At 65.4% G+C, this 24,723-nt stretch carries 18 protein-coding genes; 10 read left to right on the top strand and 8 right to left on the bottom strand.

Features of this window, described 5'->3' with window-relative positions; all coding sequences use genetic code 11:
* Positions 1–248: 248 nt before the first annotated feature.
* Positions 249–953, top strand: a complete 705-nt coding sequence (locus JHL17_RS19350; protein WP_200195518.1) for a YoaK family protein — start codon at positions 249–251, stop codon at positions 951–953.
* Positions 954–971: 18 nt separating this feature from the next.
* Here JHL17_RS19350 and JHL17_RS19345 read toward each other — a convergent pair whose 3' ends face one another.
* Entirely contained in the window at positions 972–1,901 is a 930-nt protein-coding gene (locus tag JHL17_RS19345; protein ID WP_200195516.1) for a LysR family transcriptional regulator, read from the bottom strand.
* A 150-nt stretch (positions 1,902–2,051) separates the two neighbouring features.
* On the opposite strand from JHL17_RS19345, the gene JHL17_RS19340 reads away from it, so the two are divergent.
* The 6 genes from JHL17_RS19340 to JHL17_RS19315 all read left to right on the top strand — a co-directional run bounded on the left by JHL17_RS19340 (position 2,052) and on the right by JHL17_RS19315 (position 10,016).
* Complete coding sequence (locus JHL17_RS19340) at positions 2,052–2,750, top strand: pirin family protein (RefSeq protein WP_200195514.1); 699 nt, start codon at positions 2,052–2,054, stop codon at positions 2,748–2,750.
* 71 nt (positions 2,751–2,821) lie between these two features.
* On the top strand, positions 2,822–3,397 hold the full coding sequence (locus JHL17_RS19335; protein WP_200195512.1) for a TMEM175 family protein: 576 nt from the start codon (positions 2,822–2,824) through the stop codon (positions 3,395–3,397).
* Between the two features lie 172 nt (positions 3,398–3,569).
* Entirely contained in the window at positions 3,570–4,817 is a 1,248-nt protein-coding gene (locus JHL17_RS19330; protein WP_200195511.1) for a TCR/Tet family MFS transporter, read from the top strand.
* A gap of 210 nt (positions 4,818–5,027) precedes the next feature.
* Positions 5,028–7,139, top strand: a complete 2,112-nt coding sequence (locus JHL17_RS19325; RefSeq protein ID WP_200195509.1) for a YgiQ family radical SAM protein — start codon at positions 5,028–5,030, stop codon at positions 7,137–7,139.
* 258 nt (positions 7,140–7,397) lie between these two features.
* Positions 7,398–9,206 carry an ABC transporter ATP-binding protein gene (locus JHL17_RS19320; protein WP_200195507.1) on the top strand — a complete coding sequence of 603 codons (1,809 nt, stop codon included), beginning with the start codon at positions 7,398–7,400 and terminating at the stop codon, positions 9,204–9,206.
* Positions 9,207–9,362: 156 nt separating this feature from the next.
* A complete protein-coding gene (locus tag JHL17_RS19315) occupies positions 9,363–10,016 on the top strand; it encodes a hypothetical protein (RefSeq protein ID WP_200195505.1) in 654 nt (217 codons plus the stop codon).
* A 71-nt stretch (positions 10,017–10,087) separates the two neighbouring features.
* Here JHL17_RS19315 and JHL17_RS19310 read toward each other — a convergent pair whose 3' ends face one another.
* Genes JHL17_RS19310 through JHL17_RS19300 form a run of 3 tightly spaced genes read right to left on the bottom strand, consistent with a single transcriptional unit; the run spans position 10,088 to position 13,057 of the window.
* A complete protein-coding gene (locus JHL17_RS19310; protein ID WP_200195503.1) occupies positions 10,088–10,489 on the bottom strand; it encodes a response regulator in 402 nt (133 codons plus the stop codon).
* Positions 10,486–12,387, bottom strand: coding sequence for a sensor histidine kinase (locus JHL17_RS19305; RefSeq protein WP_247893663.1), 1,902 nt, complete (start codon positions 12,385–12,387; stop codon positions 10,486–10,488). Before JHL17_RS19305 ends, JHL17_RS19310 begins: the two co-directional genes overlap by 4 nt.
* Entirely contained in the window at positions 12,380–13,057 is a 678-nt protein-coding gene (locus JHL17_RS19300) for a chemotaxis protein CheX (protein WP_247893662.1), read from the bottom strand. Before JHL17_RS19300 ends, JHL17_RS19305 begins: the two co-directional genes overlap by 8 nt.
* Before the next feature lie 385 nt (positions 13,058–13,442).
* Here JHL17_RS19300 and JHL17_RS19295 point away from each other — a divergent pair, with 385 nt between their 5' ends.
* Together JHL17_RS19295 and JHL17_RS19290 are read left to right on the top strand one after the other, a co-directional pair.
* Positions 13,443–14,225, top strand: a complete 783-nt coding sequence (locus JHL17_RS19295; RefSeq protein ID WP_200195499.1) for a DUF2076 domain-containing protein — start codon at positions 13,443–13,445, stop codon at positions 14,223–14,225.
* A 303-nt stretch (positions 14,226–14,528) separates the two neighbouring features.
* Positions 14,529–17,165, top strand: a complete 2,637-nt coding sequence (locus JHL17_RS19290) for a methyl-accepting chemotaxis protein (protein ID WP_200195497.1) — start codon at positions 14,529–14,531, stop codon at positions 17,163–17,165.
* An 84-nt stretch (positions 17,166–17,249) separates the two neighbouring features.
* Here the strand turns inward: JHL17_RS19290 and JHL17_RS19285 are convergent, their stop codons facing one another.
* The gene (locus tag JHL17_RS19285) at positions 17,250–17,444 is read right to left on the bottom strand and encodes a hypothetical protein (protein ID WP_200195496.1); all 195 of its coding nucleotides are present in this window, start codon (positions 17,442–17,444) and stop codon (positions 17,250–17,252) included.
* 281 nt (positions 17,445–17,725) lie between these two features.
* Positions 17,726–20,497: a phosphoenolpyruvate carboxylase gene (gene ppc / locus JHL17_RS19280; protein WP_200195494.1), complete on the bottom strand. Its 2,772-nt coding sequence runs from the start codon at positions 20,495–20,497 to the stop codon at positions 17,726–17,728.
* A 398-nt stretch (positions 20,498–20,895) separates the two neighbouring features.
* Here ppc and JHL17_RS19275 point away from each other — a divergent pair, with 398 nt between their 5' ends.
* The gene (locus JHL17_RS19275; protein ID WP_200195492.1) at positions 20,896–21,717 is read left to right on the top strand and encodes a hypothetical protein; all 822 of its coding nucleotides are present in this window, start codon (positions 20,896–20,898) and stop codon (positions 21,715–21,717) included.
* A 480-nt stretch (positions 21,718–22,197) separates the two neighbouring features.
* Here JHL17_RS19275 and JHL17_RS19270 read toward each other — a convergent pair whose 3' ends face one another.
* Both JHL17_RS19270 and JHL17_RS19265 read right to left on the bottom strand, forming a co-directional pair.
* Positions 22,198–23,082: a hypothetical protein gene (locus JHL17_RS19270; RefSeq protein ID WP_200195491.1), complete on the bottom strand. Its 885-nt coding sequence runs from the start codon at positions 23,080–23,082 to the stop codon at positions 22,198–22,200.
* Positions 23,083–23,176: 94 nt separating this feature from the next.
* Positions 23,177–24,238 (bottom strand): hypothetical protein, encoded by a 1,062-nt coding sequence (locus JHL17_RS19265; protein ID WP_200195489.1) that lies wholly within the window; start codon positions 24,236–24,238, stop codon positions 23,177–23,179.
* Positions 24,239–24,723: the final 485 nt, after the last annotated feature.

Raw genomic sequence — 24,723 nt, 5'->3', positions numbered from 1 at the left:
ATGACGGACGATAAGGACGGATGATTTCGCCAGCCTGCCGGATCCCGTGGCGCCGTCGCGGATGTCGGGCGCTTGCCGCGGAAGCCGTCCGACAGATTATGTGCCCGGCGGGAGATCGTCAACGCGGTCCGGCGAAGTCGACGGGATGTGCAGAATTGTCCAACCCGGTCCCGAAGCGACAAGACCCTGGCCACGGCGGTCGCCGATACTGCTCCTTCACCCAAGAAGAACAGCAGGAAACGACAGCCATGTCCGCACCGGCCGCATCCGGCACCTCTCCCCTGCCCTGGCTCCTGCTGCTGTTGTCGGTGACGACGGGGCTCGTCGATGCCATCAGCGTTCTCGGCCTGGGCAAGGTCTTCACCGCCAATATGACCGGCAACATCGTCTTTCTCGGCTTCGCCGCCGTCGGCACGCCGGGCTTCCGGGTCCTGCCGGCGGTGGCGGCGCTGCTGTCCTTCCTGACCGGCGCCCTGATCGCCGGCCGGCTCGGCAAGACTTTCGCCGGCCGGCCGATGCGGCATTGGCTGCTGTCCGCCGCCCTGTTCGAAACGGCCTTGTTCTGGATCGCCGCAGCCGTCGCCACCGGCTTCGACGTCGGCGCGCAGGCCCCCGCAACCGGTCTGTATGCGATCATCGTCCTGACCGGCTTCGCCATGGGCTTCCGCAATGCCACGGTCCGGCAGATGAAGGTTCCCGACCTGACGACGACGGTCCTGACCCTGACCCTGACCGGACTGGCCGCCGATTCCAGCCTGGCCGGCGGCGCGAATCCCAACGCGCGGCGCCGGATGGCCAGCGTGGCGGCGATCTTCCTCGGTGCCGCCGTCGGCGCCGTCCTGGTGATGCAGAGCGGGCTGGTGCTTCCCCTGGTCGTCGCCGGCGCCCTGGTGCTGGCCGGCACCGCGCTCTGCGCGCTTCATCCGGCCTCGACCGCGCCGGCGGCGGCCTGACGGTAGCGGCGGGGTTGGTCAGAGGTCGGTGAAGCCATCCTCCTCATGGTCGCCGGCTCCCAGTTGGACGAACTGGGCGAGCAGCCAGGAGGCGGCCGGGCCGGGTGGGGTGTCGCGGCGCCAGACGCCGGAGAAGCGATAGGTGCCGCCGGGATGGTCGGGCATGGCGAGCCGCACAAGGGTCCCGGCGACGAGGTCGGCTTCGACCATCGGCAGCGGCATGTTGCCCCAGCCGATCCCCTCGCGCAGCAGCGCGTGCTTGGCGCCCAGATCGGCGAGCCGCCAGGTGCGGGGGCTCATCACCGAGAAATCCTGCCCTTCGGTGGCGCGCGACCGGTCGGTGAGGACCAGCTGCACATGGTCGCGTCCGGCACCGGGGGCGATCCGCGCCATGCGGCCCAGCGGGTGATCGGGGGCGGCCACCGGCACCATCGGCACCGATCCGGCGGTCGTCCGGTCCAGCCCGTCCATTCCGGCGGCCACCGGGCCGGAGATGCCGAGCACCGCCCGGCGGTCGAGGACCAGGGCGGCGACCGCACCGAGGGTCTCGACATGCAGGCGCAGCGAGACCGTCGGGTAGTCGCGGGCGAAGTCCCGCAGCACCCGGCCCAGCCGCTCGGCCGGCAGCATCACGTCGACGGCGAGGTCGACCTCCGCCTCCAGCCCGTCATGCAGGCCCCTGACCTTGGCGCGCAGGCTGTCCATCCCCTGCGCGATCGTCCGGGCTTCGGCGAGCAGCGCCCGCCCCGCGGCCGTCAGCGTCGGCTTGCGCGACCCTTCGCGGTCGAACAGCGGTAGCCCGAGTTGGGCTTCGAGGTTGGCAATGCCATAGCTGATGACGGAGACCGCCCGGTTCAGCCGCCGCCCCGCCCCGGCGAAGCTGCCGGCATCGACCACGGCAAGGAAGATGCTGAGCTGGTCGAAGCTGGGAGTTCCGGGGTTCGTCATCGCTCAAACTTCGTCGTTCAACTTTCTTGAACATCTTGTGCCGATTTATAGGGGTAAACCTGAAAGGCGCCAAGCGCTATTGTCCTCTCAAGCGAAACACGGCGGCCGACGCGGTACGGACCCTTCGGCCGCACACTCAGGAGACGGACCATGATCGAACTGCGTCCCTTCGACACTCTGGGCGGCGAAAACCACGGCTGGCTCGATGCCAAGCACCACTTCTCCTTCGCCAACTATCATGATGGCAAACGGATGAACTGGGGCAACCTGCGGGTCTGGAACGACGACACCATCGCCCCCCACACCGGCTTCCCGCCGCACCCACACCGCGACATGGAGATCATCACCTATGTCCGCGAGGGCGCCATTACCCACCAGGACAATCTGGGCAACAAGGGCCGTACCGAGGCGGGCGACGTCCAGGTGATGTCCGCCGGCACCGGCATCGCGCATTCCGAATACAATCTGGAGGACGTCACCACCCGCATCTTCCAGATCTGGATCATGCCGACCCGCAGCGGTGAGAAGCCGGGCTGGGGCAGCAAGCCCTTCCCCAAGGGCGATCGCGGCGGCAATTTCATCACCCTGGCCTCGGGCTATGCCGATGACGGCGACGCCCTGCCGATCCGCACCGACGCTCGCGTGCTGGGAGCGACGCTGAAGGCCGGCGAGACGGCGTCCTACCCGCTGGGCAAGGACCGCCGCGCCTATCTCGTCCCGGCCAGCGGTGCCGTCGAGATCGACGGGGTGCGGGTGAACGCCCGCGATGGTGCTGCGATCGCCGACCTCGACACCCTGACGGTGACGGCGCTGGAGGACAGCGAGATCGTCATGGTGGACGCCGCCTGACCGCAACCGATGCCGTGCCGGGGCTTCTCCGCCCCGGCACGGCATCCTCTGCAAAGACTGGGGATCGGGCCATGAAGACCGGCCGGTTGGAAGCGTTCACCGACGGGGTGGTGGCGATCGCCATCACCATCATGGTGCTGGAGTTGAAGGTACCGGAGGACGGCAGCCTCGCCGCCCTGGCGGAGCGCGTCCCGATCCTGCTGGCCTATGTGCTGTCCTTCATCAATGTCGGGCTCTACTGGAACAACCACCATCATCTGCTGCAGGCGACCACGCGGATCGACGGGCGGGTGCTGTGGGCCAATTTGTTCCTGCTGTTCTGGCTGTCGCTGGTTCCCTTCGTCATCCGCTGGCTCGATGCCAGCGACTTCTCGCCGGTGGCGACGGCATCCTACGGCGTCGTCCTCGGCATGGCGGCCATCGGCTACAGCCTGACCGAACGCGCGATCATCGCCTGCGGCGGCGGTGACTCGGCGGTGGCGCGCGCCATCGGGACCGATCGGAAGGGCAAGATCAGCCTGGCGCTCTATGCCCTGGCCATTCCGGTTGCCTTCATCCTGCAATGGCTGTCCATCGTCCTGTACGTCCTGGTGATCCTGCTGTGGCTGGTGCCGGACCGGCGGATCGAACGCATCCTGGAGGAATGACGGAGCGAAGGAATGGAATGGTGGGACAATCGGATAAGCATCCGATATCGGAAATATTCCGCTTGCGATCTTCGGCCCGGACGCTTATATGTGCGGCTTGGGTGTTTCGGCGTCGGCCTGCTCTTTCCGGCTGCGCTTCCTGTCCTCCCGTTCCGGTCTTCCAAGGTCCCCCATGTCTCCCGTCCTTCGTCCGCGCAAGGCCGCCATGGCCTTCATCCTCGTCACCGCGGCGCTCGACATCGTCGCGATGGGCATCGTCATTCCGGTGCTGCCGTCGCTGATCGAGCAGTTCGTCGGGGCCGATGCGCAGGCGGGCACCATCAACGGGGCGCTGGTGGCGCTGTGGGCCTTGATGCAGTTCTTCTGCTCCCCGGTGATCGGGTCGCTGTCCGATCGTTTCGGCCGGCGGCCGGTGATCCTGCTGTCGACACTCGGCCTCGCGGCAGACTATGTGCTGATGGCGGTGGCGCCGAACCTGTGGTGGCTGGTGATCGGCCGGGCGATCGCCGGCGTCACCTCCTCCAGCTTCACCACCGTCTTCGCCTATATGGCCGACGTGACCCCGCCGGAGCAGCGCGCACGCGCCTATGGGCTGATCGGGGCCGCCTTCAGCGCCGGCTTCATCGCCGGCCCGCTGCTGGGCGGGCTGCTGGGTGAACTGTCGCCGCGCGCTCCCTTCTGGGCGGCAGGGCTGCTCAGCGGCCTGGCCTTCCTCTATGGGCTGGTCGTTCTGCCGGAATCGCTGGCGCCCGAAAACCGCATGGCCTTCTCCTGGCGCCGGGCCAACCCGTTCGGGGCGCTACGCCTGCTGCGCTCTCATCCCGAGTTGTCGGGACTGTCGCTGGTCAATTTCATGCTGCATTTCTCCCATCACGTCTTCTCGGCCGTCTTCGTGCTCTATGCGGGGCATCGCTACGGCTGGAGCGCCTGGGATGTCGGGCTTCTGCTGGCGATGGTCGGGGCGCTCGACATGGTCATGCAGGGGCTGGTGGTGTCGCGCGTGGTGAAGTGGCTGGGCGACCGCGGCACGATGGTCGCCGGCCTGTTCGGCGGGGCCTTCGGTCTGGCCTGCATGGGGCTGGCGCCTGATGGCGGCTGGTTCGCCTTCGCCGTCGTGCCCAACGCGCTGTGGGGGCTGGCGATGCCGACCATCCAGTCGCTGATGACGCAACGGGTCTCGCCGTCCGAGCAGGGCCAGCTGCAAGGGGCCAACATGAGCGTGGCGAGCGTCGCCGGTATCCTGTCGCCGGTCTTTTTCGGGACGGTCTATTCCGCGTCGGTGGGCAACGAACCGCTGTTCCCGTACCCGGGTTCCGCCTTCCTGATCGCGGCGCTGGTGCTGCTGGCCGGCGCGCTGACCGGCTGGGTGGTGGCGCGCCGCAACGGCCGGACCGTCGGGGCGGACGGCGTCGCGGCCTGACGCGGCCACCCTGCCCTGCGACCCGTCCCATGGCTGGCGGCCCTTGCACCGGCTGTGGGGCGTCCCACATAGCTGTCGCGCCACCGTGTCCAATGGCCCGCACAATGTCCCATTGCTCCGCTGCGTTATCAGCGGTGGGAATTTGTCGGCCGACAGGGTAAGACTGTCGGCTTATCCATCCGCATTGTTGATCGAGACCCGGAGAACGCGATGCTCGCGGCCGCCAACCTGTTCGCCCACCGCCCGGACCGGAGCGTGCGCCCCAAGGCCGCACCCTTCCTGCCGATGTCGCGTGCGGAAATGGACCGGCTCGGCTGGGACCAGTGCGACGTCATCGTCGTCACCGGCGACGCCTATATCGACCATCCCAGCTTCGGCATGGCGATCATCGGCCGGCTGCTGGAATCGCAGGGTCTGCGCGTCGGCATCATCGCCCAGCCGGACTGGAGCAGTGCGGAGCCGTTCAAGATCCTCGGCAAGCCGCGGCTGTTCTGGGGTGTGACCGGCGGCAACATGGATTCGATGGTCAACCACTACACGGCCGACCGCCGCCTGCGCCACAACGACAGCTACACGCCGAACGACGAGGGCGGCAAGCGGCCGGACCGTGCCGTCATCGTCTATTCCCAGCGCTGCCGCGAGGCCTTCAAGGACGTGCCCATCGTCCTGGGCGGCATCGAGGCGAGCCTGCGCCGCATCGCCCAGTACGACCATTGGAGCGAGAAGATCCGCCGCTCCGTCCTGGTCGATTCCAAGGCCGACATGCTGGTCTACGGCAACGCCGAACGCGCTATCATCGAGATCGCCCAGCGGTCGCTGAAGGGGGAATCGCCCAAGGCGATGACCGACATCCGCGGCACCGCCATCATGCGCTCGTCCCTGCCGGACGGTTGGACGGTGGTGGACAGCAGCTCCATCGACGATCCGTCCGCCCCGGTGTCGCCGCGCGCTGCCGGCGCCGACCGCATGGCGGTGCGCCTGCCGAGCTTCGAACAGGTGACGGCTGACAAGGTGCTCTACGCCCATGCCAGCCGCGTGCTGCACCAGGAGAGCAATCCCGGCAACGCCCGCGCGCTGGTCCAGCGCCACGGCGACCGCGACGTCTGGCTGAACCCGCCGCCGATCCCGCTGGAAACCAACGAGATGGACGGCGTCTACGACCTGCCCTATGCCCGGGCGCCGCACCCGTCCTATGGCGACGCGCGCATCCCGGCCTGGGAGATGATCCGCTTTTCCGTCAACATCATGCGCGGCTGCTTCGGCGGCTGTTCCTTCTGCTCGATCACCGAGCATGAGGGGCGCATCATCCAGAGCCGGTCGGAAGGGTCGATCCTGCGCGAGATCGAGCAGATCCGCGACAAGACCAAGGGCTTCACCGGAGTCATCTCCGATATGGGCGGGCCGACCGCCAACATGTACCGGCTCGCCTGCAAGGACAAGGAGACGGAATCGGTCTGCCGCCGCCCGTCCTGCGTCTTCCCCGATATCTGCAAGAACCTGAACACCGACCATTCCTCGCTGGTCCAGCTCTACCGCAAGGCCCGCGCGGTTCCGGGGGTGAAGAAGATCCACATCGCGTCCGGCCTGCGCTACGACCTCGCCGTCCGCAATCCGGAATATGTCAAGGAACTGGTGACCCACCATGTCGGCGGCTACCTGAAGATCGCACCGGAACACACCGAGCCGGGGCCGCTGGCGAAGATGATGAAGCCCGGCATGGGCGCCTATGACGACTTCAAGCGGATGTTCGAGAAGGCGGCGAAGGAGGCGGGCAAGAAGCTCTACCTGATCCCTTATTTCATCGCCGCCCACCCCGGCACCACCGACGAGGACATGATGAACCTCGCCTTGTGGCTGAAGCGGAACGGCTTCAAGGCGGATCAGGTGCAGACCTTCCTGCCCTCGCCGATGTCGCTGGCGACCGCCATGTACCACAGCGAGCGCAATCCGCTGCGCCCGGTGCGGCGTGTCGGGTCGGAGATGGTGTCGTCGGCGAAGGGGTTGAAGCAGCGCCGCCTGCACAAGGCCTTCCTGCGCTACCACGATCCGGAGAACTGGCCGATTCTGCGCGAGGCGCTGAAGCGCATGGGTCGCGAGGATCTGATCGGCGCGGGCGAGGAGCATCTGATCCCGGCCTGGCAGCCGGTGGGTGCCACCGCCAAGCCGCGGGACAAGGGGGGCAAGACCTTCCTGACCCAGCAGGCCGGCCAGGGCCGCCGCGTCGTGCCGCCGGTCGGCAAGGCGCCGGGGGCGAAGCCGGCCGCGGCTGGAGGCAAGCCCTCCGGCATGAAGCCGCGCCAGACGAACCTGAAGGGGCGGTAACGCTGACGTAAGCCTCCGAATTGCCCTCTCCCGTCCCGGGAGAGGGCGGGGACCCGCCGCGAAGCGGTGGGGAGGGTGAGGGGTGACCCAAGAATCCCGAAGCGCATGGTTTCGTACCTGACCCCTCACCCTTCCCATGCTCCGCATGGGCCCCTTCCCTCTCCCGGGGCGGGAGAGGGAATTTAACGCCGCATTCTTCGATGGCTCCTTTGGCAGAGCCGCCGCCTGCGTGGCCGGCCCTGCCCCGGTTGGATTCCCATGGCTCGATCGAAACGCACCCCGCGCCCGAACGCCATCCGCAGCGTTCTGGCTTTCACCTTCCGTCACTGGCGCCGCCAGACGCCGCTGGCCGTCGGCATCGCCGGGGCCATCGCCCTGTCGACCCTGGCCGACGTCTTCATGCCGCTGTTCGCCGGCCGGCTGGTCGACGCCCTGACCCTGCTGCCGGGCGACCGTGACGCGGCCCTGCAGGCGGCGCTGACCGCCTTCGGCGCCATGGTGGGGCTGGGCGTCGGAATGGTGGTGATGCGGCACCTCGCCTGGAGCGGCATCATCCCCTTCACCCTGCGCATCATGGCCGATGTCGGCCAGGACAGCTTCCACCGCATCCAGCGCTTCTCCACCGACTGGCACGCCAACAGCTTCGCCGGGTCGGTGGTGCGCAAGATCACCCGCGGCATGTGGGCGCTCGACACGCTGGACGACACGCTGCTGCTGGCGCTGTGGCCGTCGCTGGTCGTGCTGATCGGCACGATGGTGACGCTGGGGCTGCATTGGCCGGTGATGGGACTGGTGATCGCGTTCGGCACCGCCGTCTACATCGCGATGACGGTGATGTTCTCCACCCTCTATATCGCGCCCGCCGCCCGGCTGTCGAATGCCTGGGACACCAAGCTGGGCGGGACGCTGGCCGACGCCGTCGGCTGCAACGCCGTGGTCAAGGCCTTCGGCGCCGAGCCGCGCGAGGATGACCGGCTGGCCGGAATCGTCTGCAAATGGAGCCGCCGCACCCACCGAACCTGGACCCGCCACACCCGCCACAGCACCGTCCAGCTGGTGGTGCTGCTGCTGATCCGCAGTGCCGTGGTGGCGACCGCGCTGTGGCTGTGGTGGCGGGGACAGGCGACGCCGGGCGACGTCGCCTATGTGCTGACGACCTATTTCGTCGTGCATGGCTATCTGCGCGACATCGGCATGCACATCAACCACCTCCAGCGCTCGGTCAACGAGATGGAGGAGCTGGTGGCGATCCACGCCGAGCCGCTGGGGGTGGAGGACCGGGCCGATGCCGTCCCCATCCGCATCAAGGCAGGCGAGGTGCGCTTCGACCATGTCACCTTCCAATATGGCGGCCACACCACGCCGCTCTACCGCGACCTGTCGCTGACGATCAAGGCGGGGGAACGGGTCGGTCTGGTCGGCCCGTCGGGATCGGGCAAGACGACCTTCGTCAAGCTGATCCAGCGCTTGTATGACGTGACCGGCGGCCGCGTGCTGATCGACGGGCAGGAGGTGGCGGGGGCGACGCAGCAGTCGCTGCGCTCGCAGATCGCCATCGTCCCGCAGGAGCCGATCCTGTTCCACCGCACGCTGGCGGAGAACATCGCCTATGGCCGCCCCGGCGCATCGATGGCGGAGATCGAGCGGGCGGCAGAACTCGCCAACGCCCACGACTTCATCGCCCGCCTGCCGAAGGGCTATGCGACGCTGGTCGGCGAGCGCGGCGTCAAGCTGTCGGGCGGCGAGCGGCAGCGGGTGGCGCTGGCCCGCGCCTTCCTGGCCGACGCGCCGATCCTGATCCTGGACGAAGCGACCTCCAGCCTGGATTCGGAATCGGAGGCGCTGATCCAGGAAGCCATCGAACGGCTGATGCAGGGCCGCACCGCCATCATCATCGCCCACCGCCTGTCCACGGTGCGCACGCTGGACCGTATCCTGGTCTTCAACCAGGGCCGGGTGGTCGAGGAAGGCAGCCACGCCGCCCTGCTTCATCGGGCCGGCGGACTCTATCGCCGCCTGTTCGAACAACAGTCCGCACCGGCTCCGGTCCGCCTGATCGGCGGTTGACCGGGGGAGCAGCTGTCAAGCAGGAAATGACGATCAAGGGAAAAAGATGACCTTCCCACAACCAGAGTGCCTCTATACCACTTTTGAGAGGAGATTTCCGCCGCTCCACACTCCTATCAGCAGTACCCGTCCTGCCAAAGTCAGCACGAGGACATTATGCCGATCGTCCAAGCCAATGTGATTGCGCAGCCGCTCGCCAACGATCCGGGGGCATTCCTCAGGCAAAACATCGTCACCTTCTACATGCCGGACGGCATCGGCGTCGGCGACTGGAGCCAACGATACGGCGGGGCGACCGTCGGCGGCGGGGTGCACCGGCCCCATTATTTCCGCGTCGAGCATGTCAATGCCGTGAACGTCCGGTACCGTGGATACCTTTACGGCTGGTACGCCAACGGCAGCATGTATCAGGTCAGGCCGGACAACAATGGCGACGGCACGGCCTATTTCCTGCCATGGAACGTCGACAGCGGGTATTCGCTGACCATCGGGGCCAATGCCACCCTGTTCTTCAATGCCATGATGAACGGCTGCTCCTTCGGCTGGAGCGCCGGAAACGGCATCGTCCGGGTTGCCCACCACAACATCCAGGATGCGAACGGCGCCACCGACAACGGGGCGATGCTGCAGTCGCTGTCCGGCTATGCCGGGCGCTACATGCGCAACGACTACCGCCTTATGGGGGGCGGTACCGGGCAATCCACCGTCGTCGGCGTCCGGGTCAACGGCCAATGGCAGATCTGGGCCCAGGTCATCACGACCGACGGCGGCGGGACCTTCGACATCCAGTCCGTGCGCCGCCTGCTGTAGGGACGCCGCCCCGGGTCAGGCCGCCGGACGAGCAACTCCATCGTCTTTCAGACGAGCAACTCCATCGTCTTTCAGACGAACAGCTCCATCGTCTGCGGTACGTTGCGCGGCGTCTCCCCCGCCAGTATGGCGCGGGCGACGTCGACGGCGGCGAGCAAGCCGCTCTGGGTGAAGGGCTTGGGCAGGCAGCCGATGCCGGTGAGCGGGCCGTCCTTCTTCAGTTCGTCCCGGAAGGAGGTGATGAACAGGCAGGGCACGCCCATCTTCGTCAGCCCCCGCGCCGCGTCGATGCCGTTGGAGCCCAAGCCCAGATGCACGTCGACCAGAGCCAAGTCGGGCTTGTCGGCCAGGGCGATCTCGACCGCTTCGGCCGCGGTGATCGCCGGACCGATGATGCTGTGCCCGACATTTTCCAGGTAGAGCTGCTGTTCCAGCGCGATCAGCACCTCGTCTTCGACCAGCAGGATCTTCATCCTTCGATCTCCTCGGTGGAGGAGGTTTCCAGCAGCGGCACCGCGTCGGGCACCGGCAGCTCGATCCGGAAGGTGGTGCCCTGCGGCGTGGTGTCGATGTCGACACTGGCCCGGATCTGGCCGGCAAGGCTTGAGATCAGGCGCATGCCCAGGCTTCGGCTCTTGCGGATGTCGAAGTTCGACGGCAGGCCCGGGCCGCGGTCGGAGACGGTCAGGGCAAGCTGGTCGGCCGCACGCCGAAAGGTCACCGTCACCCGCGCCGGTCCGTTGCCGCGGTGCTTGACCGCGTTGGTGATCAACTCGTTGGCGATCAGGCCGAGCGGTGCGGCATGATCGATCGGCAGATCGATCACGTCCGACCGTACGACGATGTCACACATGCTGTCGCCGCCCGATGCGCGGGCCAGATCCTCGCACAGCTCGTTCAGGTAGGTGCCGAACTCGATGGTCTGGAACTGGTCGGCTTGGTAGAGCCGGTTGTGGACGCGGGCGATCGCCTCGATGCGACTGCGGGCATCCTGGAAATGCACCCGCATCCCCTCGTCCGGCAGGCTGAGCGTCTGCAGGGTCAGCAGGCTCGACACCAGCTGCAGGCTGTTCTTGACGCGGTGGTTGACCTCGCGCAGCAGGGTCGATTTCTGGCCGACCAGCTTGCGCAGGGCGGCCTCCATCGACTTGATCTCCGTCACGTCGATGTGCATCAGCACGGTGCCGCCGAAGGGGCCGGCCGGCATCGGGGCGGCGAGGCAGCGGTACCAATGCTGGTTGTTGGTGACATATTCGGCCGAGACCGGCGGGCCGCCCTCGCTCAGCAGAGTCCGCAGCCCCTCCATCACGCTGTCCGCCCGCGGGTCGGCGGTCTCGCCCCGGCCGCAATGGTCGAGGTAATCGTCGCCGACGATGCAGCCCTGTCCGAGGAAGGTGGTTTCCGGCCCTGCTTCCGCCCAGGCGCGGTTGACCGAGACGATGCGGCCGGAGCGGTCGAGCACGGCGATGAAGGCCGGCAGCGCGTCCAGCGTCGCCTTGGTCTGTTCGGCCAGCTGCCGCATGGCGAGCGCGCTTGTCCGCAACTCCTCGCGGGTGCGGCGGCGTTCGGTGATGTCGCGCAGGATGCCGGTGATGAAGCTTCGTCCCTCCGACTCCCAGCGCGCCATCGACAATTCAAGGTCGATGTGGCTGCCGTCACGGCGACGGCCGGACAGTTCCACCGGCTGGGTGGCAGCCTCCGGGCCGCCGGACTCGGCCGGGCCGCTGTGCTCCGCCATGGCGACCCAGTCGGGCGCGTCGTCGCCCAGCAGCACGGCGACATTCTGGCCGATCAGCTCGTTCGGGTGGTAGTCGAACTGGCGGGTCGCGGTCCCGTTCATCCATTGCACCATGCCGCGGGTGTCGGTGGTGACGATGGCGTCGGGCGCGGTGTCGACGATGGCGCGGTAACGGGCGTCGCGCTGTTCGCGCAGCACCCGTTCGCGGTTCACCGACGCGGTCACGTCGGTCACCTGAATCAGGCACCGCGCCTCGCTGCCCGCCTGCTGGGCGTGGGCCGACTGCGAAAAGGCCGGTTGGGCATGGGAGGGCAGCGGGCGGATCACCACGTTGTGCACCATCCGCCGTCCGTCCGGCAGCCGCAGGGGGAACAGCATCGGGTTCAGCGTGTGCGACAGCACACCGGGCGCGCCGGTGGCCAAAGTATCGCGCACCGCGATGTGGAGACGGGATTCGCGCAGATTGGGCAGTGCGTCGAACAGGTCGTGGCCCAGCATTTCCCGGACCGTCAGGGTGGAGGCCTGCTCCATCCAGTTGTTCCAATACAGGACTCGGCAATGGCGGTCGAGAAGCAGGATGCCGGCATCCAGCGCGCCGAGGACATCGAGGGCCCAGGTGGGTTGTTCAGGCATTCTGGGAGCCATACGACGTTCCGGCGGATGAGGGTTCTTCGGACGCGATGCCTTCGATGAAGGCATGGATCAGTTGTTTCAGCGACTGCAGGGAGGAAACCCCCATCAACAGGGCAATGTAACCGCGGATACTGCGGCTGCGGATCGTGAAATCGATGTAGAGGAACAGCACCAGTTCGTCGGAGCTTCCGCCCTTGTCCTTCAGGATGTTGGCGCCGTCGCCGCGAAGAACCGCCGGCAACGAGATGGTCAGCCGGTCCTTCAGCGCGTTGGCGACGATGACGAGACAGCCGTTCAGGATGATGTTGCCGATCTCGGCCAGGGCATCCTGCTCCAGATCCACGATCTCCGCCAGGGTCAGGTCGCCGCCCAGCACCGCCCGGGCCAGTTCCAGGCTGTTGGCCTCGGGAAAGATCAGCATGGCGCGCCCGTCGAAGGAGCCCTGGAACTGCTGCTCCACCGCCACCAGCCCGGTGCGCTCGCGGGCGGTCAGGAAGTCGGACGCCTCCTGCCGGCTGACGATGTCCACGGTCGGCACGGACAGCAGGACCTGGTCGTTGACCATGCGGCTGAGATGGGTGGCGGCGCGGCCGACCCCCATGTTCACCAACTCGGTCAGCGCATCGCGCTCCAGGTCGGTCAGTTCCACCATCTCTCGGCGCCTGTTCATGCTTGGTCTCGGCTTCCCAACCGGCGCCGCCGGGCGGTCGCACCACGAATGTGGCCTATCGGTCTGGAAAAAGGCACCCCCGTCAATGTCATATGTTAAGCCGACGACGCCATAGCCGATATAGCCGCCCCCTATTCCCACAATGGTCAGGCCGACATCCGCCGTCCAAAGAGCCGCATTCGGAACCTTCAATACATCGCCGCCGGCCTTGCGCGATATTGCTGGAAACCCGGAACAGAAATACCGGCTCCAGCGTATGGACAGAGGAGAAGGCCGGGGTGGAAAATGCGGTCGCGCCATCCCACGGGGACTTGTCCGGCAAGGGGCGGTGACTCCACATCAGGAATGGCGCCCGCGCGACGGGTGCCAAGTTTAGGAGACGTCGATGACTCCCGAGGAACGCACGCTTCTGTCCGATCTGTTTCGCCGCCTGCGCGAGGTGGAGTCCCAGCCGCGCGACGCCGAAGCGGAGGACTTCATCCGCCGGTCGGTGCAGGACCAGCCGCTGTCGTCCTATTACATGGCGCAGACGGTGCTGGTGCAGCAGCAGGCATTGGCTGCGGCCCAGACCCGGATCGAGGAGCTGGAACGGCAGCTGCGGGACCGTCCGGCCCAGCCGGCCCAGTCCGGCGGCAGCTTCCTGTCCAATGCGCTCGGCATCGGCCGCAGCCCGTGGGGCCGCGGCGCCGAACCTCCCCCTGCCCCACGGCCGTCCGAACCGCAGCCCGCCCAGGTCCAGCAGCCTGCGGGCCGCAGCCCCTGGGCTGCCGCGCCCGGTGCCGCCTATCCGCCGCAACAATACAGCCCATCCCCCTTCCCGCAGCCGGGCATGGCTCCGCGCGGCGGCGGATTCTTCGCCGGGGCGGCGCAGACCGCGGCGGGGGTTGCCGGCGGCATGCTGGCGGCGAGCGCCATTTCCTCGCTTTTGAATCATTCGCCCGGCCCCTTCGGAACGGCGATGGCCCAGCCCCTGGGCGGCGAAACGATCAACGAGACGGTGATCAACAACAATTACTATGGCGACGACCAGGGGCCGCAGGGCGACTCCGCGCCGGACGCGGCCCAGGACGCTTCCCATGATCCGGACCCGCCGCCGGCCGACGACGTGTCGTATGACGATGCATCCTTCGACGACGGCGGCAGCGGCGGGGACGATTCCTGGGTCTAGGTCCGGTTTCGGGGGGTGGAACGGTTTCTCCGCCCCCTGAACCCTCCAGGCTGTGAGGAATGGCGGCGGTGCATGCGCAGGCTATTTTCGGTACCGTTACGCTGAAATGTCTATGCCGGGACACGGCAGAAAATTGGAGTTCCCCCGTAAGGATCTGTCAACCACACTGCAGTATGGTTTGTCTGCCAAGCAGTGTGGGTCGGAATCAATTCCCGTCATGGGGATCCCCTCGCGCGGCCGGCAGGAATGAACAAAACGGGCAAGAAGCCCGGCCTGACGCATTTTCCGGGGAGCTGGACCCTTATGACGATGGATGTGCGCGACGACACCTCGATGCCGGGCCGCCAGGACGGCACCCGGAACGGACGCCGGTTGGGCGTCCGCGGCAAGCTCCTGTTCGCCTTCGCCGGCATGGCCGGCATGACGGTCGCCGCCAGCGGGGTCGGACTGATCTCCTTCTCCGCAGTGGAAAGGCCGTTGACGCAGATCGTCGGCACCGGACTGCCGGAGATGGAACTGGCGAAGCGCCTGTCCGGCGAAAGCAGCGGCATCGCCGCCGCCGCCCCGGTGTTGGCCGCCGCGGAAAACCAGGGCGAGCGCGAGCGCGTCTATGGCGAGATCATGGGCAACGGCAAGACGCTGGGCACCCTGGTGGAGGAGCTGGCGGCCCGCCGGTCCGGCGACCCGCGGATCGGCGAGCTGCGCGGCAAGACCCGCGACCTGATCGCCACGCTGGAGCGCGGCAACGCCGCAGCCAACCTGCGGTTGTCGGTCCGCGGCACCCGCGAGGCGATGGCCGTCGATCTGGCGAAATCCTATGATGCCTTCCTCACCGAGCTCGCCCCGCTGACCGAGCGGGCCGGCACCACCCTGCGCAACAAGGGCGAGACGCTGGACAGCAGCACCGAGCGCGACATGAACGCGCTGGGCGATGCCGTCCGCTCGCTGATCACCATGTATGAAGTGCGCGGCGACCTGGCGGTGGCATCGGAGTCGCTGACGCGCGCCGGCAGCGCCGAGACCGCCTTCGCGGTCACCCAGTTCCAGCAGAACTATCTGGAAGCCGCCGCCCGCATGGTCAGCGCCACCGCACAGGTCGGCACCCGCCTGAGCAAGGAGACCTCCGACGGGCTGGACGCCTTCTTCCAGCTGGGCGACGGCGCCACCGGGGTCTTCGACATGCGCCGGAAGGCGCTGGAGCTGCCGGCCGGCGCTGGCGAGCAGGAAACGCTGCGCCAGAAGACGGCCGATGTCCTGGCCGACGCCGCACGCCGCCAGACGGCTCTGCTGGATCAGATGGAATCGCCGCTGATGCGGCTGAAGGCGGAAATCAAGCTGGCCAGCGTCAATATCCGTTCGCAGACCCGAGATTCCATGCAGGATCTGCTTGGCGACGGGCTGGCCCGCTTCCGCAGCTACCTGGAGTTGTCCACTTACGCCGCCTCGACTGTCGGCGCGCTGAACGAGGCGACGCAGGCCCCCAGCGCCGACCGGCTGGCGATGCTGGAAACCCGCTTCTCCACCGCCGCCAAGGCGATGGACGAGCGGCTGAAGGCGCTCCGTGGCGGGGGCGACATCGGCCTGCCGAAGCTGATGACGAGCGCGGAGGCGCTGGCCGGCTTCGGCAAGGGTGACAACAGCCTGTTCAAGCTGCGCCGGTCGGAGCTTGACGCCGCCGCCGAGAATGAGAAGGTCCTGGCCGAGAATCGCCAGATCGCCCGGCAGTTCGCCGGCATGGTCGACGGCCAGATCGCCGCGATGAAGCAGGAAGCGGACGCCGCCGCCGCCGGAGCGACGGACGCGCTGTCGGCCGGCCGCAAGATGCTGATCCTGTTCGCCGCCGCCAGCCTGATCGGTGCCGCCGCACTGGCCTGGTTCGTGGTCGGCCGCAACATCGTCGCCCGCATCAGCCAGCTGTCGGATGCCATGCGGGCGATCGCCGCCGGCAACCTGAACGCACCCATCCCCGCCGCCGGCCGCGACGAGATCGGCGACATGACCCGGGCCCTGACGGTCTTCCGCGACACCGCCAACGAGGCGAGCGCCGCGAATGCCCGGGCCGAGGCGGAGCGCAGCCGCGCCGCCGGCGAACGCCGCCGCGCCATGGTCGAGATGGCCGAGAATTTCGAAAGCAGCGTCCGCGGCGTGCTGGACCGCGTCGCCCGCGCCGCCGGCGAGATGCAGGACATGGCCCAGCGCATGAGCCGCAACGCCGAGGCCACCACCGGCGAGGCCGCGACCGCCGCCAGCACCTCCCAGCAGGCGGAAGGCAGCGTCAAGGCCGTTGCCGCGGCGACGGAAGAGCTGTCGGCTTCGATCCAGGAGATCGGCAGCCAGGTCCATGCCTCCAGCCAGATCGCCCGCAAGGCCGCCACGGAGGCCGAGCGCACCGACCGTACGGTGGAGGGGCTGTCGCAATCCGCCAATAAGATCGGCGAAGTGGTGCAGCTGATCAACGACATCGCCAGCCAGACCAACCTGCTGGCGCTAAATGCCACCATCGAGGCCGCCCGTGCCGGCGAGGCCGGCAAGGGCTTCGCCGTGGTCGCCAGCGAGGTGAAGAGCCTTGCCAACCAGACCGGCAAGGCGACGGAGGAGATCTCCAGCCAGATCCAGGCGATGCAGGCGGTGACGCAGGATGCGGTGGACGCCATCCGCTCCATCGCCGGCACCATCCGCGAGATCAACGAGATCGCCGCCACCGTCGCCGCCGCCGTCGAGCAGCAGAGTTCGGCCACCCGCGAGATCGCCCGCAACGTGGGCGAGGCCGCCGACGGCACCCAGCATGTCCGGCGCAACATCGACTCCGTTGCCCGCGCTGCCGCGGAGTCGGGCGAATCCGCCACCCGCGTGCTGACCGCCTCCTCCACCGTCGCCGACGAGGTGCGCTCGCTGGGCTCGCAGGTCGACGGCCTGGTCAGCCGCATGCGGGCAGGCTGATGGCCCAGCCGAAGGCGTGATCGCAAAAGAAAGGGCCCTCCCCGTTTTACGGGAGAGGGCCCTTTCTTTTACGGGAGCCGTCGCTTAACGCCGCGTCTCGACCGTGACCGGCCGCCAGATCACCGCTGCGCCGGCACCGGCGCCGCAGGCGCCGCCGAAGAATTCCTCTTGAACGTCGGTGGCGCCGCCCTGGGTGGTCGCGGTTCCGCCCTGGGTGCCGGTGGCGGCCCGCGCCTGTTGCTGCTGGGCCATCTGCTGCTGTTGGGACTGAGTGGTCATACCATTTCTCCTCTCGGGGAGGCATGAGGTATCAAAATATTCGCAGCGGATCAACTGTGATTTTCGGCCGATCCGTCGTGACTTATTTGGGATTTACACGGGAAGACCTTCATTTGTTTTGCGGTGCCGAAGAGTTGTGCGTGCGGCGCACAAGAAGAGGGCAAGGCGGACCAAGCCGTTCGGCCAAAAATATAAAACGCCCTTCCTCAAGGCGGAGGAAGGGCGTTCTTATCGGCGCCGGTGCGGCGGAATGCCGCCCGGCGCTGCAGTGCGATACTGCGTCAGCCGCTGTTGCGCAGGCCGGCGGCGATGCCGTTGATGGTCAGATGGATGCCGCGGGCGATCTGCTCGCCGCTGTCGCTGGTGCGGTGACGCTTCAGCAACTCGACCTGGACATGGTTCAGCGGGTCCAGATAGGGGAAGCGGTTGCGGATCGAACGGGCCAGCAGCGTATTCTTCTCCAGCAGGGCCGATTGTCCGGTGATCGCCAGCAGGGCGTCGATGCTGTCCTGCCACTCCGCCCGGATGCGCGAGAAGATGGCGTCGCGCAATGCAGGGTCGGACACCAGCCCGGCATAGCGGGACGCGATGGCGATGTTCGATTTCGCCAGCACCATGTCCATGTTGGACAGCAGCGTGCTGAAGAAGCCCCAATCGCGGTTCATGGCGCGCAGCCGTTCCATCCCGTCCGGATGCTGGGCCAGATAGTCCTTCACCGCCGACCCGAAACCGTACCAGCCCGGCAGCATCAGGCGGCATTGCGCCCAGCTGAACACCCAGGGGATCGCGCGCAGATCCTCGATGCTGGTCGATTTCTTGCGCGAGGCCGGCCGGCTGCCGATGTTCAGGTTGGCGATCTCGCCGATCACCGTCGATTCCCAGAAATACTTCTCGAAGCCCTCGGTTTCGTAGACCAGGCCGCGATAGGCCTTGAAGGCATGCTCCGACAGCTCCTCCATGGTCTGCAGGAACAGGTCGGTGCAGGGGGCCGCCGATTCCGGATGCAGAAGCGTGGCTTCGAGCGTCGCCGCGGCGAGCGTCTCCAGGTTGCGGCGGCCGACCTCGGGGTTGGAATATTTGCCGGCGATGACCTCGCCCTGTTCGGTGATGCGGATGGCGCCCTGAACGGCGCCGGCCGGCTGGGCCAGGATCGCCTGGTAGCTGGGACCGCCGCCGCGGCCGACCGAGCCGCCGCGGCCGTGGAACAGGCGGAGGCGCACGCCATGCTTGGCGAACACCTCGACCAGCGCGATCTCGGCCTTGTACAGCTCCCAGCCGGAGGTGAGGAAACCGCCGTCCTTGTTGCTGTCCGAATAGCCGAGCATCACCTCCTGCAGATTGCCGCGGCTTTCCAGGAAGCGCCGGTAGGTCGGGATCGACAGCAGCCGGTCCATGGTGGCGGCGCAGTTGCGCAGATCGCCGATCGTCTCGAACAGCGGCGCGATGTTGAGGTCGAGCGTGCCATCCTTCGGCCGCAGCAGTCCGGCTTCCTTCAGCAGGACTGCGACCTCCAGGATGTCCGAAACGCCGTCGGCCTTGGAGATGACGCAGTTCACCACCGCATCGGCGCCGAAGCGGGCCCGGGCATCGGCCGCGCTGCGCAGGATGTCCAGTTCCGAGCCCGTCTCTTCCGAATAATCGGCATAGCCGGAGGCCAACGGACGGTTGGTTTCCAGTTCCCGCACCAGCAGGTCGATCCGCTCGTCCTCCGACAGTGCCGTGTAATCGACGCCGGCGTCGGCGAAGGACAGCAGTTCCGCCACCGAACGCTCATGCACGTCGGAGTTTTGGCGCAGGTCGATGCTGGCCAGATGGAAGCCGAACAGGTCGACGGCGCGGCGCAGGTGGCGGAGCCGGCCCTTGGCGAGGGCCGCCGAGCCGTTCACCGTCAGCGAGCGGTCGATGACATCGAGATCGGCGCCGAACTCCGCCGGCGTTCCGTAGGCCGGCGCATCGCCGACGGCGTGAAGCGGTGCGTCGAGCCCGTCCAGGTTGCGCATCGTCGCGGCCAGCCGGGCATAGATGCCGGAGATGGCGCGGCGGTAGGGCTCCATCTTGCGGTGCGGCGACGGGTCGGGCGAGCGTTCGGCAAGCTGGCGCAGCGGCTCGGACACGTCGATGACCCGGGTGCTGAGCGACAGCTCGGCGCCCAGCGTGTGCAGTTCCTCCAGATAGAACTGCAGGGCGCGGGTGCTCTGCATCCGCATCGCCTGGCGCAGCACCGGCGCGGTGACGAAGGGGTTGCCGTCGCGGTCGCCGCCGATCCAGCTGCCCATGCGCAGGAAGGACGGCAGTTCCGTCGTCGCCCAGGACGGGTCGGTCTTGCGCAGATGGTCTTCCAGCTGGGCGTAGAAGCGCGGCATCTCCCGCAGGAAGGTGTAGTCGTAGAAGGTCAGGCCGTTCGCCACCTCGTCGGTCACCGCCAGCTTGGTGGGACGCAGGATCGCGGTCTGCCACAGGGTCAGCACGGCGCGCTGGAGCGATTCGAGGTTGGTCTCCTCCTCCTCCGCCGTCATCGGGCCGAGGTCGCGCTCGGCCAGCAGCTTGGCGACCGTCATCTGCACGGTGAGGATGCTCTTGCGCTGCACCTCGGTCGGGTGGGCGGTCAGCACCGGGCTGACCAGCGCGCCGTCGAAGAACTCCTTCAGCTGCTGGGTGGTGATCCCGGCCTTCGCCGCCTCGTCCAGCGCATGGCCCATGGTGCCTTCGCGCGGCGCCGAGCCGGCGAGCGCATGCGCACGGGTACGGCGGATGTGGTGCTGGTCCTCGGCGATGTTGGCGAGATGCGAGAAGAAGCTGTAGGCCCGCACCACCCGCGCCGTCTGCGGCGGCGACAGGCTGTTCAGGATGGCCTCCAGCTCCTTGCGGGCGCCCTGGTCCTCCTCGCGGTGGAAGCGGATGGAGGTCTGGCGGATGCGCTCGACGATGTCGAACACCGCCTCCCCTTCCTGGCTGCGCACGGTGTCGCCCAGGATGCGCCCCAGCAGGCGGATGTCTTCGCGGAGCGGCTGGTCCTTCGTCTCGGAATTTTCCTGCAGCAGGATGGCGGACATGGGCGACGGTTTCCTGGTCGAGGATGGACGGATACGGGTCGATGCGCGAACGGGGATGATCAAATTCCGGGCAGGAGAGCCCCCTGCACGCGACGTGGTCAGACCATCGGCGACAGCATGCCGATTCTGTCGAAAGTTTCAACCGTCCGTGTGCTGGTGCGAAATGATTTCCATAAGTCGCAGCGCTGAGAAATGCGACGTCGCATAAGCCATGCCCGCTCCGGCCCGTTTCGCCGGAATGGCGAGAGGCCGGATCGTTCGCGCTGTTTGCCCAAATCCATGATTTTCCTTCAATGCCCGGCCCTCCGCTCCTACTGTTGAACGGCAGGGTTGCGCAGGTTTCGGTGCTCCCCGTCCCGCACCCGCCGACCTACCGACCGGAAAGCCGAAAGCAAACGATGAAACCCGCTCCTCCCTTCAAGGTCGCCGGGCTGTTCGTCTGTCATGTCCGTTCCGAACGGATCGAGCGACATTTCCAGCGCCTCGTCGATCAGACGAAGCACAGGATCGACTGGCATTTCATGTTCAATCCGGACAACCGGGCGGAACCGCAAGTCGATTTCGCCTATCGGCCGTCGGAAGCCTGCATCCCGGCCCGCCATCGCGAGATGGAGGCGCATGGTGGCGTGCAGCGGGGCTATTTGGATGTGGCGATCATTCCCTGCGTCCTGGCCCTCGACGCCGATTTCGTCTGGGTGGTGGAATATGACGTCGATTATTCCGGTGACTGGACACAGCTTTTCGATCAGTTCAGTGGAAACGCGGCCGATCTCCTGACGACGACCGTCCAGCCGCTCGCGGCCAGTCGAGGCTGGTATTATTGGCAGTCGGCGGCCATTCCGGCATCGGTCAGTCCCGACCTCGTCCACCGGGCGTTTCACCCGATCATGCGCTTGTCCCGCCACTTCGCGCGGACCTATGCGCTGGTCATGTCCATTTCCGGCTGGCGCGGCCATTACGAGTTCACCTTGCCGACCGTTGCGTTCGCCGGCGGCTTCACCGTCGAAGACATCGGCGGGTATGGCCCGGCTTGCCCCTCCACCCGGCTTGGAGCCAATTATGAGAACACCCCCCAGGACGAATGCCTGCAGCCGGGTACGCTGATATGGCGGCCCTCCTGGCCGCGCTATTTCGCCGAGGATCCGAGCCGGTTCGGCCGGAGGAACATGATCTATCATCCGGTTAAACCGGATGTTGCGGATTGGGATACGCTCCCGTGATGAAAATGCCCCGCGAATTTCCGCCTAATCCCAAAGACGGAAACTTGACGTGAACATTTGGAACGGTGATTATCCTGGCCTTGAAGGATATTACTGTCAAGCCTTCGCCTGAATTTGCCCTGTAACTGAGGAATGAAAAATATGTCTTTCACCATTGAAGACGATCTGCCTCTTGGCCCCCCTCCCCCGCCGCCGTTTCCCCCTTCTGCTTGATAGTTCCATCTTCTGACTTTCCTCTCCTCGCATATGCAGGCTGAGGTTGTGGGCCATGGCTTTGCCATGGCCTCACTATTTGAATGCAGGGTTGGCGTCCGGTTGCATATCGGATCCGCTGATCCGGCTCGCCGTTGAAGTCAAGAAGGGTGGCCGTGCTTTTTCAGACCCGTTCGGTCATAGGCACTGCAGACGACGACAGCCTGCTTCCCAGACAAGCGTTTTGAACTCGGCTCCCTCGGGGCCGAAGCCCTTTCAATCGGCCTCTCAGCACGGCGTATCGATCGCTTGCATCGCCTCGCTCCAGCGCCGTCTCGCCAGCATCTGGGTCTCGCGGCGCTTCAGCCAGGGATCCGGGACATAATTGCCGAGAAAGGGATTGGTGTTGATCTCGAACACCACGGTTCCATCCGGCGTGACGGCATGGTCTGCGCGTCCGTACTCGATCGCGGCGATCTCGAACGCCGGCCTAAGCTGCATCTCGAACCGATTGTCCGATACGGCGTCGAACTCATCGGAAACGACATCCTCCGTAAGGCAGTCATGGCGGCCGTACTTGACCATCCACCGATCTTCGACGGCGACATGTTCGACGATGATCCGGTCCCCGATCCGCCAACTGCCCCATTTGGCCCAGAGGGTGTCGTCGTACTTCGCATCGATTTTTTCCAGGACCACAAGGCCCCGCATGGGCACGCCATTCCGGCGTTGGGCGGCGAGAGCCTCGTCGAGTTCGTTTTGGTTGGAATAGAGGGCGTCCGACGGCATCTCATGCTCATCTTCGAGGCGGAGGAAGACGGGGAAGCGCGATGGCCTGGGGCACATGTCCGCCCGATGGACTTGGATGGGATTGCCGGTCTTTTCGCCGAGATTGATCAGAAGCTCCACCCGGCTCATCGCGCAGGCAGGGTCGTTCAGGCAGCGCACGCCGAGGTCGCGCAGTTTCCGGTACAGGCCGGCGGCGCGTCTCAGGCGGGAGGCCGAAAGCCTCTCCAGGTCCGCAAAGATATAAGTTGCCTTCGGCAATGTGGAGGCGGCAAAGACTTGATCGTAAGTCAGGGACCGGATATCCGGGACCGGCACGCCGAATTGGCCTTCGGCGACGCTACGAAGCGTGTATTGATGTTCCGGCGTCGTCAGAAGAATGATCATGTGAAGGTCATCGCTGCGTGCAGAAGGTCGGTTGGACACATATTGCTGAGGATTTCATTAAAAATTCCTCGATTTTCATAGATCCTGATCCAGTTTATGTCAAGTAAACGTGGATGCCGCGTTCGAATTCGATCCGAATTCTTGAGAGCGCGGTGCCTGGACGGAACAGGCCGACCAACCGATCTATTCTGTTGCGCAATCCGTGATTGTTGCGGGCGAACCGATGCCTGCGCATCACGCCTTGTTTGCCGTCCCGGTCGAACAGCGTCAATGCACGGGTATGGGCATCGACGATACCCTCAACGGAATAGCTCTCCATCCGAAGGATTGGAAGGGAGTGTTGATCGTGTCGTGGAATGACCAAATCAAGGTCGGGGAAATCAGGCGGAACGACAGGAACAAGACCACATGCCAGGGCGTCAAACAGACGTTGCGAGATATCATTTTTCAATGGCAGATTAAGGCTGACCTTGTGAGAGGCCCAGTCGAACAGCCTCTGTTCTGGACTATATGAAAAATATATCGACCTTTTATCCAAACTAAGGGTGAATACATGCTCTTCCGGACACCGAACTCGATATGACCGGATCAACTCCTCTCGTTCCGCCGCATCTGCATGGTTGAAAAATCCGCCATACAGCTTATCGCATCGTTCCGCAGAAACGATCCTCTGCTCCATCGAAGTCAGGAAATCGCTGCTCCATTGCGTGATGCACAACGGAAGATGCGGCGCTATGAGGGTGGCTGCATTCGCCATGTCATCATGTGCGAACCAATGGGCAGGGAACACCGCGTCGGCTATCATGGCCGCTTGGATATTGAGAATCGGTTCATGATGATTGTCCCATGCCCAAAGCGCGACAAAAGGTTGTCTTGGAATGGTTTGCAGTTTCCAGGAAAATATCTCTTCGTTCTTTAAGTGACCGCAGAGAATTATAATATCAAAATCAAAATTTTCTCCTTCAATTATCGATAGGTCGGATGATACAACGATATTGTAGTAAGAGTTGGAAAAATCTTTGTGGAAATCATGAGATATCAGAAATTTATTCTCTGTGAAGAAAAGAACATTTATTGATTGCTTCCCGATTATTCTCCTTAATTTTCCGAGAGAATTCTCTATTTTTGCGCTACTTATTTTTGGTATTGCGTTCATTTATTCTAATCCGGTCTGCAGAATTTTGAAACATGTCACTAATAAAAATGGCGACATATCGGGCGATGTAAGCCTTGCGATAGAATTATCCGTTCATTCAGTTTATGAACTAAGCAGAAATTACAACATGAAGCTAACATAATTATTTCTATTTGATATTTAAATTCATGTGAACTTCTTCTTGATAAGACCTGATATTCCAAAAATATCTTACTCATTATCTGTTCCGGAAATCCAACTCATCCATCGTGTCGAGGTTCGAATCGGCCGGAAACTTAACCATAGCATGCCGGCACATGAATTCGGAGCATTCATGTGCCGGCATGGAGTCGTCTTCACAGCTTGACATTGTGAGGCGGCCACGGGGCTCAAGCCGCCGTCGCTCCATGTTCCATCGGTGTCGCAGAGCACCCTTCCCTGCCGTGCCCAACTCGCCATGGACTACCATACGAGTTTCCGCTTGCGGACCTGGAACTACCATACTA

The sequence above is a fragment of the Azospirillum endophyticum genome (genome assembly GCF_016595245.1).
GTDB lineage: Bacteria > Pseudomonadota > Alphaproteobacteria > Azospirillales > Azospirillaceae > Azospirillum > Azospirillum endophyticum.
This window is presented reverse-complemented; position numbering and strand designations above follow the sequence as displayed.